Raw genomic sequence first — 14092 nt, 5'->3', positions numbered from 1 at the left:
AATGAAGGAGGAATAGGTGCCAGAGAAATTAATTTTCGAAAAAAGTGTCGCGGGACGGCGGGGAGCCACTTTCCCGACCGAGGCGCTTCAGGGGTTTTCGATCGACCAGGTCTTGCCGAAAAAATTTCAGCGGCAGATCCCGCTGCCGCTGCCGGAGGTGAGCGAAAACGAGCTGATGCGCCACTACACCCGCCTCTCGCATGAAAACTACGGCGTCGACACCGGCTTCTACCCGCTCGGCTCCTGCACGATGAAGTACAATCCCAAGATCAACGAAGATGTCGCCCGCTTCCCCGGCTTTGCGCAGATTCATCCCCTTCAGCCGATTGAAACCGTTCAAGGCGCGCTGCAGCTGCTGTATCATCTTGAAAAAATCCTCGCGGAGATCGCCGGGATGGCGCGGGTGTCGCTCCAGCCGGTGGCGGGGGCGCAGGGAGAGTTGGTCGGCATGTTGATCACCCGGGCCTATCATCAGCAACAGGGACGGCAGCGAAAGAAAGTGATCATTCCCGATTCGGCGCACGGGACCAATCCGGCCAGCGCCGCCCTCGCCGGCCACACGATCCAGACGGTTCATTCCAACGCCGACGGGCTGATCGACGTGGACGATCTTGCCAAGGTGGTCGACGAAGAGACCGCCGCCTTCATGCTGACCAATCCGAATACGCTCGGCCTCTTCGAGCGGGAGATCGAGAAGATCGTCCGGATCGTCCACGACGCGGGGGCCTTGATGTATCTCGACGGCGCCAATCTCAACGCCCTTCTAGGGCTGACCCGTCCCGGCGACATGGGGTTCGATATCGTCCACTTCAACCTCCACAAGACCTTCTCCACTCCCCACGGGGGGGGCGGGCCGGGAGCCGGGCCGGTCGGCGTCGCGGAGCGGTTGGTCCCCTATCTTCCTTCGCCCACGATTGAAAAGAAGGGGGAAGAATATTTTCTCGATGAACGTCGCCCCCAATCGATCGGGCGGATTCATGGTTTTCACGGCAACTTCGGCATCTTGGTCCGCGCCTACACCTACATCAGCCGGCTCGGCGCCTCGGGTCTCTCTGCAATTAGCCGAAACGCCATCATCAACGCCAACTATCTTCGAAAGCAGCTGGAAGGATCGTATCCGGTTCCGTTCAACCGTCCCTGCATGCACGAGTTCGTCCTCTCGGCCAAGAAGTTTCGGGAGAAAGGAGTCCATGCCTGGGATATCGCCAAACGGCTGATCGATTACGGCTTCTACCCGCCGACCGTGAACTTCCCGCTCGTCATCGAGGAGGCCTTGATGATCGAGACCCCGGAGAGCGAGCCGCGCGAGGTCCTGGATGCCTTCGCGGAAGCGATGAAGTCGATCCGAAAAGAGATCGACGACGATCCTTCGCGCTTGACCGGCGCGCCGCATACCCGTCCGGTCGGCAGAATGGACGAGGTCCAAGCGGCGAAACGGCTCGATGTGAATTACCAAAAGAAGTAAACTGTATGGCAGAGAGGCAATCGTCTTTAGGAGAAAGCAATGCCATTGGAGCATGATGTTCTCATCGTCGGCGCCGGCCTCGCGGGGATGCGGGCGGCGATCGCCGTTCCCACCCATCTGAATGTCGGTGTGATTTCGAAGGTCCATCCGGTCCGGAGCCACTCGGTGGCGGCGGAGGGGGGGATCAACGCGGCGATCCGTCCGGAGGATTCTTGGGAATCGCACATGTACGACACGGTGAAAGGGAGCGACTGGCTCGGCGATCAAGACGCCATCGAGATCCTCTGCCGCGAAGCGCCGGGCGACATCATGGAGCTGGAGCGGATGGGGGCCCTCTTCTCGCGCGATCCGCAGGGGCGGATCGATCAGCGGAACTTCGGCGGCCTCGGCTTTCCCCGCACCTGCTACGTCGCCGACCGGACCGGACATGCCCTGGTCCACCTTCTTTATGAACAGCTCGTCAAACGGGCCGCGCACGTTTATGAAGAGTGGTATGTCACCTCGCTCATCGTGGAGGAGGGGGTCTGCCGCGGCGTCGTCGCGCTGAACATCTTCAACGGCGAGTTGACCGAGATTCGCGCCAAGGCGGTGGTCCTCGCGACCGGAGGATATGGGCGGGTCTATCTGATCTCCACCAACGGGCTGATCAACACCGGCGACGGCATGGCGCTCGCTTATCGCGCCGGGGTCCCCCTGCAGGATATGGAATTCGTTCAGTTCCATCCGACGACGTTGAAAGAGACCGGCATTCTGATCACCGAAGGGGCGCGCGGCGAGGGAGGCTATCTCTTCAACGCCCGCGGCGAACGGTTCATGGAAAAGTATGCGCCGAAGATGATGGAGCTGGCGAGCCGGGACGTCGTCTCCCGCGCCGAGTACCAGGAAATCCTGGAAGGTCGCGGCGTCGACGGCTGCGTGATGCTCGATCTGCGGCATCTCGGCAAGGCGAAGATCATGGAGAAGCTCCCGCAGATCTGGGAGCTCTCGATCACCTATGTCGGGGTCGATCCGGTCGAAGCCCCCATTCCGGTCACCCCCGGGGTTCACTACTCGATGGGAGGGATCTTGACCGACATCCACGGCGCAACACCGATTCGGGGTCTCTTTGCCGCCGGGGAGTGCGCCTCCGTCTCGGTCCATGGCGCCAACCGGCTCGGCGGAAATGCGCTGATGGAGACGATCGTCTACGGCCGGCGGGCCGGGACCCGCGCCGCCGAATACGCGGAGCAGACGCAACCGGCGCCCTCTTCAGGCCGGGTGCTTCAGCAGGAGCGTGAGCGGATCGGAGCGATCCTCTCCCGGAAAGAGGGGGAGCGGGCGGGGTTGCTCCGGGAAGAGATCGGAAAGGTCATGGCAGACCATTTCGGCATTCTAAGAACACGCGAGCGGATGGAGGAGGGGAAACGGAAGCTGGCGGAGATCCGGCCGAGGCTGGAAAAGATCGCCCTCCACGACCGGGGAAAAACCTTCAATCTCGAATTGATCGATGCGCTGCAGATTTTCTCGATTATGGATCTGGCGGAGTGCATTGCCGAAGGAGCGGCCGTTCGGGAAGAATCGCGCGGCGCGCATTCCCGCCCCGACTTCCCCAAACGGGACGATGTGAACTGGCTGAAACATACGCTGGCTTATCGATCAGAGGCCGGCCCCCGGCTCGATTATCGCCCGGTGACGATCACGCGGGTGCCGCTGGGCGAGCGCAAATACTAAAACTCAGTTCACCCCGCCTGAATCGGTGTGAAGGAGAACCCCGTTATTTCCGACCGCCCAGCCTTCCAATCCCCCCGGTGTGAAGTAGACCCCATTCAGGTTTTGATTCGTTCCGGCCGGTGATTGCCGCGTCCAGTTTGTTCCGCCGTTCTGTGTATACAAAACCATCCCCGCCGCGCCGACCACCCATCCATTGTTCGCATCGGAGAAATGAACATCAAAGAGTGTCGAAGTGGTTGATGACGCCTGCGCCGCCCAGGTGACACCCCCGTTGGTCGTCTTATAAATTCTCCCCGAGCTCCCGACCGCCCAGCCGGTCGATGCACTCACAAAATAAACCCCATTCCAGGTGGTGCTGACGGTTTGCGTGCAGGCCCAGCTCGCTCCCCCATCGGTGGTGCGGGCGGTCCATCCACTGGTTCCGACCATCCAGCCGCTGCCGGCATCGAGGAAGTAAACGCCGTTCATCGTCGCCGCCGCGGGAATACAGGCACTTGCTTGCGGCGACCAGGTTGCTCCGTTGTAATAATAAACCTGCCTCGTCGTCCCGGCATTGGTGACCCTGCCGACCGCCCAGCCGTTCGTGGCATTGGCGAAGTAGACTCCTTTAAGATTCCCGGACCCCGCCAAGGTTGTATCCAGTCCCCAGGCGCCGCTGCTGTAATGATAAACTCCCCGGGTATTGGTGACGGCCCATACGTCGGTCGCGCTAACGACGGAGACACCGTTAAAGTCGCCGGCGACCCCCGACTCTTTGACCCAGCTGGTCCCTCCATTCGATGTCGTCAAAACGGTCCCGGCGTCACCCACCGCCCAACCGTTGACCCCGTCCAGAGCGAAACCAACAGACTTTAAATGATTCATGGAGGGTCCGGAGACATTATCCCACTCCGTCCCGTTGAAACTGGTAAAGACCATCCCGGAGAGACCGGCGGCAACCCCGTTTCCATTATTGGAAGCAACCCCCCTAAAATATTTGGCGGAAGGAAGCGACGGATCACCGGCGTTAAAGGTGACAGGGAGCCAGGCCGCTCCATTCCATTGGAGAATGGTTCCCGCCCCCGTGTTATCATCCCCCCCGACGGCCCAACCGAGACTGGGAGTAGACATGAACACATCCAGAAGGGTCGAGGGGGTGCCGCTGGCGACCATCTCCGTTGTCCAGGGTTCCGAACCAGTATCCGAATAGATGTGAAGAATCGATCCCTCTCCGCCCACATCGGGGGCGCCGACCGCCCATCCTTCCAACCGATCGGGAAAAGGGGAGTTCGGATCTTTGGGCAGAAAAAAGAGAGAGTAGAGTTGTCTGGCGGACTTCCGGTCCTGCGGGATGATACCGGCCCAGTTATCGTCCGTCCATAAGATCGAATCGTTCGCATTGTTCGTGGTAATCCACCCGTGCGTTGCATCGTTCATGAAGACATGGGTCAATTGGTCTGTCCTTCCGGAAGCGATCGGCGCCCAAGATCCCCCTCCATCCCGATAGAGAATGGTCCCCGCGTCTCCCACCGCCCATCCATGAGACGCGTCGAGAAAATAAACCGACTGAAGCGGTTGGGTGGTCGAACTGCTCTCCGCCTCCCAAGTCGCCCCGCCGTCGCTGCTGTGAAGGATGGTGCCGCCGTCGCCGACGATCCATCCTTCCAACGAATTGACGAATCGAATCGCGCGAAGATCTTCCCCCGTGCCGCTGACCACCGGAATCCAATTGTTCCCATAATCGGGGGAATCGGGAGGGGAGCGGAGAATCGTTCCGCTATCGGCGACCGCCCAGGCCACCCCTTCTTCAGAGAAGGTCACATCGTTGATCGGATAGCTGGTCGGCTTCGGATTTTGATGCTTCCATGCGACCGGATTGCTCAGGCCGACTTCGATCGTCTTCGACTGCACCGGAGAGAGCGTGCTTCCGCCGGAGGTCGCCGTCAGCGTGAGGGTGGCCGAACGGGCCTGTCCGCAGGTCAACGTCGATGCATCCACTGTCACGGTGATATCGGTCGAGGTGGCGCCGGCCGCCACCGTCCCGCTGGTGATATCGAGGGAGACCCATCCTGTCTCCGCCCCCGCATAGGTCACCGCCGCGCTCCAACCGAGGGAGCTTCCGCCGTTGTTCTGAATGGTAAATGGTTGCGGGTCGGGACTCCCCTTGCAAGCGGTCGCAAAGAAACCGAGGGCAGAGGGACTCGGCGTGATATTCGCCGCCGAAGGGACCACCACTTCCACCGTGACGTTCTGGGGAGAATTTCCCGCCTCCGCCGAGGTGAGGGTGATCGTTCCCGAAGAGGTCGCTCCGCAGGGAAGATCGGCCGTGTCGACATTCGCCACCGTCACCGTCGCTCCGTCGGTCCCGTTTGTGGGAGCAAATTGAATCCAAGCGGCGTTCCCCGCGCCGCTCCAATTGAAGCCGCCGTTTCCGTCGCTGGTGATCATAAACGAAGGCGATCCGCTGGTTGCGACCCCGCCGCAGGAAGAAGCGGTGAAAGTCACTTTCAGTTTATCTGTGATGATCGCCGGACGGGGCGGAACGACGACTTCCACGGTGACGCTCTGCGGAGAAACGCCTGTCGCCGTCGAGCTGAGGGTGATCGTTCCGGAGGAGGTCGCTCCGCAAGGGAGGGTGGCGGTGTCAATATCCGCCACGGTGATCGTCGCGCCGTCGGTCCCGTTCGTCGGGGCGAACTGAATCCAGGGCTGACTGGCCGTTGCATTCCAATTGAAGCCGACGTTTCCGTCGCTGGTGATCGTAAATGACGGCGATCCGCTGGTCGCGATCCCGCCGCAGGAAGAGGCGGTGAAAGTCACCTTCGGTGTGTCCGTGATAATCGCCGGAGGCGGTGTCGTCGGCGCCGGGATCGTCACGGTCACCGTCAAAGAGACCGGTGTGTTGCCGGCGTCAGGGGCTTCAAAATGAACCGTTTGCGAATAGTCCTCGCCGCAAGAAAGACCGGTCGTGTCGATCTGCGCCGTCACCGTCGTGGGAGCCGTCCCGCCGGAAGGGGTCAGCATCAACCAGGAAGGAACATTGGAAGTCGACCAGGTGAATGTTCCCTTTCCGGCATTGGTAATCTCAAACGTCTGGCCGGCCGGATTCGATCCGCAGCCGACGCCGGTGAAGGCCAGCTCCGCCGCGCTCAGTTGAATGAACGGAGAAAAAGGGGTCGGAGAAGGAAATATCCAATCCTTTTGGCCGCTGCCGTCGTTACAGCCGGTCAAATAAATTAAGAAGATCAAAAGGGTAAGTTTCTTCATATTCTTTCAAAGTATAGCCCAGCATCCCTATCTTGTCTGCGCGCGGAGAAGAGGACGGCGGGTCAAAGATAGAAACCCCGTACAATCGCCAATCTTGTCAAATCGTCAGGGAAAAGAAGAAACTGGAAGTGTCTTATGGAACCACGAGAGGGGGAAATAAGCGGTTGGTAAACTTGGGACGGATGGTCTTTGTATCTGATTACGCCTGATAATACTGCCCTTCGAGATTCCCTCCGCCGACGAATTTGAAGACGGTGGTTCCGATCCGGATGAGATCGCCGTCCTTCAACGCGGAGCCGATGACTTTGATATCATTGACGTAAATTCCGTTCTTGCTGTGGAGATCCTTGACCATCGTTTGATTATTCTTCCGATAAAACTCGGCGTGATTTCGCGAGACGGTCTTCTCATCGATCGAGATCTGGACCTGATCCCCCCGGCCGACCAGGATCTGTTTCTGGTCCAGCATATATTTCTTCCCAAGTGTTTTGCCCGAAATGACGACCAGGCAGGGAAGGCACTTTCGAGGATCGGTCACCGGAGATGACTCGGGATGAATCGTATCCTCATTATCCATGCTGGACCCCTTTTCACAATCTTTCTATTGCGTTCGGATGGCTATCCCAAAACAGGATAAGCCGTTTACCTAACCAAGTTTATAATAAAATAGTAAATTGTCAAATGCGTCGTCTTCGCGCGCGCGGATCGGCGCGTCTCTCCTAGAACCGCGAGAACGCCCTTTTTAAATTCTCCCACTCTTGAGTCGGAAGGGAAGAACGCCAGCGGATTTTTTGTATCCGGCTCTCTCGATAACGCTTCAATCGCCATCCCGACGAGTCGGTCTCGATCACGACGGCGCCGTCTCGATCGGTCCGATAAATCTCGGCGGGAAGGGCCTGGTAGGCGGCAAGCACATCGGGATGCGGATGCCGGTATGGATTGTTTCGGCCGACCGAAAAGAGCGCCGCTTCGGGCGAGACGGCGGAGAGAAACAAAAGATCCAAGGAGCTGATGCTTCCATGGTGAGGAACTTTCAGGACGGTGCTCTTCAGATCTGTCCCGCTTTCCAGCAGGCGTCGCTCCCCGCCCCGTTCGATATCCCCGGTGAGGAGAAGAGAGAATCCCTTTTCGCCCAGATCGGGACAAACGAGCCGGAGAACGATCGACTGATCATTGAGCGCCTCTTCCTCAAGGGGATTGATTGCGGGAGGATTGAGGAAGAAAAGCCGGCAGCCGTCGATCTCCATCGGCGGCGCTTCGGAGGAGATCACCTTCGGTCGAAGCCCCTTCGCTTCAAGCGCCTCGGAGAAGGCCTGATAGAACGGAAGATCGCGCGGCCGGCCGTTGGTCCAGGTCTCTTTGACATCGAATTTTCGAACGATGTAGGAAAGCCCGCCGATATGATCCATCTGCGGGTGGGTCCCGACCAGATAGTCGATCGTTCGAATTCCCCGCTCCCAAAGGTAGGGGGCGACGGCGATCCTTCCGACGTCGAACCCGCCCCCTGCCCCCCCGTCGACTAACATCGTCTTCCCGCGGGGGAATTCAATCAGGGTCGCATCCCCCTGGGCCACGTCGATGAAGCTGACCCGCAGCCGCTCCGGAGGAAATCGAACGCTCCCCGCCCCGAGAAAAAATATGAAGAAAGCGGCGACGGACGGCGCCATCCATTTCCAGGAGACCCCGCGGACGAGCATCCAGATCGTCACCCCGTAAAAAAGGACGATGATCCAGAGCGGAGGCGCGGCGGCGTGGAAATCGGCGCCCGGGAACTCGGCAAAAAATCCGGTGAGGCGATCATAAAACGATCCGAGGAGTTGATGCCCTCCGGCCAAGGGAAAGCCCTCTCCTCCTAAAAGGGAGAGGAGGGCGGAGAGAAGACCCAAGGGAACGATGATCCAACCGGCGAGGGGGATCAGAAGAAGATTGGCAAACAGTCCGATCCAGCTGAATTGATGGAAATAGAAAAGGGTCAGCGGCGCGGTTCCCAATGTCGCCCCCAGGGTCGAGAGGAGCATCAGCCGCCCCGGCTCGATCAGATAAGTCCGATAGCGCGACCGTTCCTCTTCCGCCGGGGCGGCCGGGAAAGCCCCCTTCCACCAGGAAAAGGTCAACGCGATCATCAGGACCGAAAGGAAAGAGAGCTGGAACGAGAGGTTGAAAACGGCTTGCGGATGAAAGCCGATGATCAGAAGCGCCGCCAGGGAGAGGGTCGTTTTCACCTCGCCGCTTCGGCCGATCCAGATCGAGAAAAGGTAAACCGAAATCATCGCCAGCGAGCGGATCGTCGCGACCTCTCCCCCGGCCAAGAGGGCGTAGAAGGCGACCGGCACCGCCGTCGCCAGGGCGGCCCACTGGGAGGGGATCTTCCAGAGAGAGAGCCGAAGCAAAAGGGGGGCGGGAAGATGAAGGAGAAGCCACCGCGCGGCGCCGAAAATCAAAACCGAAACCAGCGCCAGATGCGAGCCGGAAATGGAGAGAATGTGGGTGGTCCCCGAGGCCGAGAAGCGCTCCCGGATCGGATCGGTCAAATAACCGGTTTCGCCGATGATCAGTGCCAGCAGGAGGGCCGCCGGCGCCCCTTCCAGCGAGGCGAGGATCTTCCGCCGAATCCGCTCGCGCCCCCGGTAGATCGACTTGAGGAGCGGATTTCCCTCCTCTCCGATTTTTTGAATCCGGCCGAGATCGGAAAGGCCCGCCGACCCGCTCCAACCTTCCCGCTCCCGGTAGTCGGCGTAGGGGAACGCCCCCGGCGTGCCGAATTGTTGGGGACGGCGCAGGCGGATCCGCATCCGGAGGCGATCACCGTATTCGAAGGGGGCATCGGGATGATAAATCGTGAGCCGAAAGGAGCCGTGGACCGGTTGGATGGAATCGCCATGGATCTCGATCCCCTCCATCTGAAGAAGGACCTGTTTCGCGAAATGCTGCGGGGGCCGATCGATCCGGGCCACAAGATCGATCTCCCCCTGGTCGATATACCGCCTCAGGTCTCCCGGGCGAAAGGGGGTCGAGACGAGTTGCTGGAGAAGCAATCCGGCGCCGGCGCAGAAGAGGAGCGCAACGGGGAGAAGCGCTCCCTGCCTGAATCGCCGGTCGAATAACAGAAAGCAGAAAAGAAAAAAGATCAGGGTGAGCGGGAAATACGAGAAGAGCTCTCCGAGCGCCAGGCCGGTGATGAAGGAAACGGTGATCGCGATGAAGGGTCTTTTCCCCAACGATCACGCTCCTGATCGCCCCGCGAAGCCGCCGCCCCGTCGAGATCCCGGATGGGACTACGGTTGGGTTTGGAGGTAGCCGGCGACGATCATCGCCACGACGATTCCGACGAGAAAAAGGACAACGCAGCCGCAGCCCCATCGGTTGGTCTGCTGGACGTCTTTCGCCAGCGCCGCCTTCGTGTTTTTTCGTTTGATCAAGGATGAACCGGCTCCTCGGCAATCACAAGCGCTGCTGCCGTCCTCTCTCCGCGGCCGGCATGCAGTCGGCCGCCTCTTCGAGCCGCCGGGCCTCCTCGGCAACCCCTTCGAGCTTCGTCCGAAGGGCCGCGATGCGCGCCAGCAGATCGGGCGGAGGATGGAGCCGTTCGACCGCCCCGAACGTCAAAAGAAGATCGGGAAGGAGCTCGCGGAGCGCCGTGACCAAACGGAGCATCTCCTTTTGTTGTCCTTTTTCCTGCTGAGTGCTCACTTCAAACCGCTTCCCTCGGCGGAGCGCCGACCGAGATCTGAACCGTTCTCTCTCGTTGATCGCGGTAGAGGGTCACCGCAATCGATGTCCCCGGGGAGATCTTTGAAACTTCCTGGCGAAGCGCCTCGGGAGTTGCGATCTTTTTTCCGTCGAGGGAGAGAAGGACGTCGCCCGCCCGAATTCCCCCACGGTCGGCGGGGCTCCCCGACTGAACCGCCGCCACAAAAACCCCCTCCCGAACCCGGAGACCGAGCCGCATCGCGATCTGGGGGGTCAACTCCTGAACCGTCAACCCCAGCCAACCGGCCGGAGGGGCTTCAACGGCGAGCCATCCTATCAGAAACAGAACGAAAAGTCTTCGCATTTTTCGAAACGTCCAAATGATCGATCTACGAATAATCGAATTGGTGATGATTATTTCAAAGGTGAAAATGGATGTCAAGTTATACGGAAGAGAATGACCCGTTCACTACCTACTCCGAACAGTAAGGGGTTGCTTTCGCTCAAGTCGGGCGGTACGATGATAAGAATGAAAGGAGTGAAAGAAAAGATGGCGTTGAAAGATGAAATTTTATCCGATCTATTTTTACATCTCCCCGTCAGCAGCGCATGGATCGATTTAAAACAAACCTATCGCTTTGTCACCCCTGCTTATGCCGATCTCTTCGGGAAAGAGCCGAAGGAGTTGGTCGGCCGATCCCTTTACGAATTTTTTCCTGAAACGAAAGATCGGATAGAGCAAGGCCTCCATCAGGCCGCCTCCGCCGGAGAGGCGGTCGAATTGAACGATCTGACCCCCTCTCTCCCCGGTGAGCCGGGTCATTGCGATCATTTCTGGAATGCAACGCTCTGGCCGATCCGGGATTCAACAGGAACGACCGCCGGCTGGATGATCTCGATAACCGATCTGGCCCAAGAGGTTGCGATTCAAACCCAGCTGGAAGAGACCCTCGCTGAGCTGGAAGAGGAACGGGAACGGCTTCAGATGGACGTTCGGGAGCGGGAGCGAATCATGTCCCTTTTGGACCAATCCCACCTCGACCTCGCGGCGCAACATCTCGAGCTTGAGCAGGCAAATCAATACAAAAACCACCTCCTGACCGACCTCTCCCACGAAATTCGAACGCCGCTCAACATCATCCTCGGCTACGGCCAGCTCCTCCAGGATGAAAAGTTCGGAAAGGTCACCCCGGCCCAGCGCGACGTGGCCCAGCGGATCGTCGCTTACACCCGGTCGCTGTCGAAACTGGTCGACCGTCTGCTCGATCTCTCCGGAGCACAAAGCCGCCCGATGCCGGTTCTGACAACGGAGGTCTCCCTCCCCCAGCTTTTAGAGAGCCTTTTTGCCTCGATCCGTCCTCTCCTTCGCCAGAGGCGGGTCCGTCTGAAGTGGAAGGATGGAACGGCGCCGCCGAACATCGTGAGCGACCCGATCCGGCTCCGGAGGATCTTTTTTAACCTCGCAAGCAATCTCATCAAGTTTATTCATCATGCGACATTAACAATCAGCGTGAGAGATCTGACGGAGCAAAGGAGCGTCGCGGTCACCTTGACCGGAAGCGGGAAACAATTGGAACCCCTCTCCGATGTGTTTGAAGATTTTTTCCGCGTCGCGGCGCAGCGGCAGGGAGAGAGCACCGGCCTCGGTGTCGCCGTGGCGAAGGAGTTGCTCGATCAAATCGGCGGCAAGATTGAGATGAATCGGCGGCCGAGGGGACACCCCGTATTTACCATCACGATCCCTTACCACCCTCCTCAAGAAAGCGAATCATTACTGGGGCAACAGGAAGCGGCCTGAAAAAGAAAACGGGGTGGGGCGGGACGCCGCCTCGCCCCAACGCCTTACGCCAATGCCTTACGCAACGCCTTACGATTGATGAAAAAACAGAAAAAAGAAACCGGACGGGTCGTCGCCGTCTGCCGAAGCCCGACCGCGGGACTTCTCAAACAACCGGAGGATCGGATCCTCATCGGCCGATACGGCGTGGAGGGGGACGCTCATGCCGGTCCGAAGAGGCGGAGCCGCCGGACCGGTCTGGTAAAGCGAAATGACCGCCAAATCAGCGTCGTGGCCAAAGAGGTGATCGATGATCTCCAGCGCCGGTTCGGGATCGCCATTCCGCACGGAGGCTTCGGAGAGAATATTCTCGTGGAGGGAATCGGAGACCTCTCGAATCTCTCCGAGGGAGATCAGCTCTCTTTTGAAAGCGGGGTCGTTGTGGAGGTGACCGAGCAGAACGAGCCGTGCGCCAATCTAAACGTCTGGCACAAGCGCGTTCTTTATGAAGTGATGGGGAAACGCGGCATTGTCGGCGTCGTCAAGAAAGGGGGAACCCTTCGCCCGGGCGACGCGGTGGCAATAAAAATCGGCCGCTCAAGGCGGCGATCCCCTTGAGCGGCCGGAAACAACAACGACGTTATTTGATGTCGAGCAGCTCCACGTCAAAGACGAGGGTCGCATTCGGGGGGATGACCCCGCCGGCGCCCCGCTTGCCGTAGCCGAGATCGGGCGGGATGGTCAATTTCCGCTTTCCGCCGACTTTCATCGTGGAGACCCCTTCGTCCCATCCTCGAATCACCTGCCCGACGCCGATTTGAAAGGCGAACGGCTCATTTCGGTCGACCGAGCTGTCGAATTTTTTCCCATCGGTCAGCCAGCCGGTGTAGTGGACGATCACCGTCTGTCCCTTTGTGGGGCTGGCCCCTTTTCCCTCTACCAGATCAACGTATTCTAAACCAGAGGCCGTCTTCACCACATTCTCCTTTTTTGCATCGCCGGCAGCTCCGAGCGGAGAGACCAAGGCCAACGTTAAAATTGTAAAAAGAACGACAAGCAGTCGCATCGATTCTCCAGTGCAGTTACGGTCCCCGATGGACCGGATCAATTCGGGGTTGAGTTTAATCTGAAATATAAAGGGAATCAAGGAAAATTACTGTAGCGGGGCTGCTCGCCCCACACCCCACGGTGGGGCTTGGGGCGAAGCCCCATTCAGTGTTTACCGCTCTATTTCTTCGTCGGCGCCAGCATATACGCGTCGACGGCGCTCCAAACCGCCATCGCCACGAGGATCATCTGCAAAGAAAGGGAAATATTTCCCTCTCCCATCGCCTGACGCCGGACGACCCCGCTGATCACCATTGCGATTACCAGGAACACGGCCCCCTTGACCCATCGGTGTTGAAGCAGTTGGCCGGCCCCGGGTAAAATCGTTGAAAGAATTGCAGTCAGTATCCGTTCCATGATCTCCTCCTCCTTCTGTTCAATTCCTTCAAAGTATACCCGAAAATCAGGAGGAGAGGGATCCGCTTTCCGATCGTTGTCTCAAGGCAAGAGGGAGAAGGTTACACGGAGAGGAGCCGTCTTTTCTTGAAGAATCCCTGCTTTTTTTCGTAGCTTTGAAGCACCGCCGCAGCCGCCAACCCAAAGGCCAGATGCGAGAGAATCGGCATGGCCGCCTGCATCGGCGCTTTTTTCCAGGGAGGACGCTCCGCCCCGATTCCGGGAACCCATCCCGAAAGCCCGATCGCCCAGAGGGCCAACCCGAAGAGCGGCCCCGAAACCCAGGGAGAGACATTCAACTTGGGGGCCGACCAGCCGTAAAGCGCTCCCATGAGGGTCCCATACGCGAAGTTCGATCCTTGAATGGCGGCCGTCTCCGCGTTCCCGCTCAGCCGCCCCTGAATCCCGAAAAAGTTTTCGGCTTTCTTCACCACCTTGTGCGGAAAGAGGGCATTGTGTTTTTGCCCCCAGGGCAACGCCCTCTTTTCCAACTGCACAACGGCGGTCAACGCCGCCGTCCCGGCGACGCCGGCCAGAAGTCCCATTCCGATCTGCTTCATCATCGTTTACTCTCCTTATCAATCATGCGGATGATCAGGTTGTGCTGAATACTTCCATCGTACGATAAAGAAATTTGGCGGATCAATCACCCGATTGGATTATCCCCCACCCGCTTCCCTAAAGAAGCAAAAGAGTCGGAT

The 14092-nt window shown here is 59.0% G+C and carries 13 protein-coding genes; 4 read left to right on the top strand and 9 right to left on the bottom strand.

Going from position 1 to position 14092, the window contains the following annotated elements:
- Nucleotides 1-16 precede the first annotated feature (16 nt).
- Nucleotides 17-1465, top strand: a complete 1449-nt coding sequence (gcvPB, locus tag MNODULE_RS02665; protein ID WP_320412342.1) for an aminomethyl-transferring glycine dehydrogenase subunit GcvPB — start codon at nt 17-19, stop codon at nt 1463-1465.
- A gap of 39 nt (nt 1466-1504) precedes the next feature.
- Nucleotides 1505-3175, top strand: a complete 1671-nt coding sequence (locus tag MNODULE_RS02660; protein ID WP_168057937.1) for an FAD-binding protein — start codon at nt 1505-1507, stop codon at nt 3173-3175.
- A gap of 3 nt (nt 3176-3178) precedes the next feature.
- Here the strand turns inward: MNODULE_RS02660 and MNODULE_RS02655 are convergent, their stop codons facing one another.
- The 6 genes from MNODULE_RS02655 to MNODULE_RS02630 form a co-directional block, all read right to left on the bottom strand.
- Nucleotides 3179-6421, bottom strand: coding sequence for a YCF48-related protein (locus MNODULE_RS02655; RefSeq protein ID WP_168057936.1), 3243 nt, complete (start codon nt 6419-6421; stop codon nt 3179-3181).
- A gap of 199 nt (nt 6422-6620) precedes the next feature.
- On the bottom strand, nt 6621-6998 hold the full coding sequence (locus MNODULE_RS02650) for an FHA domain-containing protein (protein WP_168057935.1): 378 nt from the start codon (nt 6996-6998) through the stop codon (nt 6621-6623).
- Between the two features lie 142 nt (nt 6999-7140).
- Nucleotides 7141-9639 (bottom strand): DNA internalization-related competence protein ComEC/Rec2, encoded by a 2499-nt coding sequence (locus MNODULE_RS02645; RefSeq protein ID WP_168057934.1) that lies wholly within the window; start codon nt 9637-9639, stop codon nt 7141-7143.
- A 57-nt stretch (nt 9640-9696) separates the two neighbouring features.
- Complete coding sequence (locus MNODULE_RS02640; RefSeq protein ID WP_168057933.1) at nt 9697-9840, bottom strand: hypothetical protein; 144 nt, start codon at nt 9838-9840, stop codon at nt 9697-9699.
- A 22-nt stretch (nt 9841-9862) separates the two neighbouring features.
- On the bottom strand, nt 9863-10111 hold the full coding sequence (locus tag MNODULE_RS02635) for a hypothetical protein (protein WP_168057932.1): 249 nt from the start codon (nt 10109-10111) through the stop codon (nt 9863-9865).
- A gap of 1 nt (nt 10112) precedes the next feature.
- Nucleotides 10113-10475, bottom strand: a complete 363-nt coding sequence (locus tag MNODULE_RS02630; RefSeq protein WP_168057931.1) for a S1C family serine protease — start codon at nt 10473-10475, stop codon at nt 10113-10115.
- Nucleotides 10476-10640: 165 nt separating this feature from the next.
- On the opposite strand from MNODULE_RS02630, the gene MNODULE_RS02625 reads away from it, so the two are divergent.
- Together MNODULE_RS02625 and MNODULE_RS02620 are read left to right on the top strand one after the other, a co-directional pair.
- Nucleotides 10641-11909: a PAS domain-containing sensor histidine kinase gene (locus MNODULE_RS02625; RefSeq protein ID WP_168057930.1), complete on the top strand. Its 1269-nt coding sequence runs from the start codon at nt 10641-10643 to the stop codon at nt 11907-11909.
- 78 nt (nt 11910-11987) lie between these two features.
- Nucleotides 11988-12506, top strand: a complete 519-nt coding sequence (locus MNODULE_RS02620; RefSeq protein WP_168057929.1) for an MOSC domain-containing protein — start codon at nt 11988-11990, stop codon at nt 12504-12506.
- Between the two features lie 22 nt (nt 12507-12528).
- Here the strand turns inward: MNODULE_RS02620 and MNODULE_RS02615 are convergent, their stop codons facing one another.
- From MNODULE_RS02615 to MNODULE_RS02605, 3 genes are all read right to left on the bottom strand, one after another.
- Complete coding sequence (locus tag MNODULE_RS02615) at nt 12529-12954, bottom strand: FKBP-type peptidyl-prolyl cis-trans isomerase (RefSeq protein ID WP_168057928.1); 426 nt, start codon at nt 12952-12954, stop codon at nt 12529-12531.
- A 161-nt stretch (nt 12955-13115) separates the two neighbouring features.
- Nucleotides 13116-13352 (bottom strand): hypothetical protein, encoded by a 237-nt coding sequence (locus MNODULE_RS02610; protein WP_168057927.1) that lies wholly within the window; start codon nt 13350-13352, stop codon nt 13116-13118.
- A 101-nt stretch (nt 13353-13453) separates the two neighbouring features.
- Entirely contained in the window at nt 13454-13954 is a 501-nt protein-coding gene (locus tag MNODULE_RS02605; protein ID WP_168057926.1) for a hypothetical protein, read from the bottom strand.
- Nucleotides 13955-14092 lie beyond the last annotated feature (138 nt).

Origin of the sequence: Candidatus Manganitrophus noduliformans, assembly GCF_012184425.1 — a bacterium.
Classification (GTDB): Bacteria; Nitrospirota; Nitrospiria; order SBBL01; family Manganitrophaceae; genus Manganitrophus; species Manganitrophus noduliformans.
Note: the sequence above shows the minus strand (reverse complement) of the source record. Positions and strands in the feature narration are given on the sequence as shown.

Coding starts and splice junctions, on each gene's coding strand:
- MNODULE_RS02660 (WP_168057937.1), top strand. CDS start 1,505: ATGCCATTGGAGCATGATGTTCTCATCGTCGGCGCCGGCCTCGCGGGG.
- MNODULE_RS02655 (WP_168057936.1), bottom strand. CDS start 6,421: ATGAAGAAACTTACCCTTTTGATCTTCTTAATTTATTTGACCGGCTGT.
- MNODULE_RS02650 (WP_168057935.1), bottom strand. CDS start 6,998: ATGGATAATGAGGATACGATTCATCCCGAGTCATCTCCGGTGACCGAT.
- MNODULE_RS02630 (WP_168057931.1), bottom strand. CDS start 10,475: ATGCGAAGACTTTTCGTTCTGTTTCTGATAGGATGGCTCGCCGTTGAA.
- MNODULE_RS02625 (WP_168057930.1), top strand. CDS start 10,641: ATGAAAGGAGTGAAAGAAAAGATGGCGTTGAAAGATGAAATTTTATCC.
- MNODULE_RS02620 (WP_168057929.1), top strand. CDS start 11,988: ATGAAAAAACAGAAAAAAGAAACCGGACGGGTCGTCGCCGTCTGCCGA.
- MNODULE_RS02615 (WP_168057928.1), bottom strand. CDS start 12,954: ATGCGACTGCTTGTCGTTCTTTTTACAATTTTAACGTTGGCCTTGGTC.
- MNODULE_RS02610 (WP_168057927.1), bottom strand. CDS start 13,352: ATGGAACGGATACTGACTGCAATTCTTTCAACGATTTTACCCGGGGCC.
- MNODULE_RS02605 (WP_168057926.1), bottom strand. CDS start 13,954: ATGATGAAGCAGATCGGAATGGGACTTCTGGCCGGCGTCGCCGGGACG.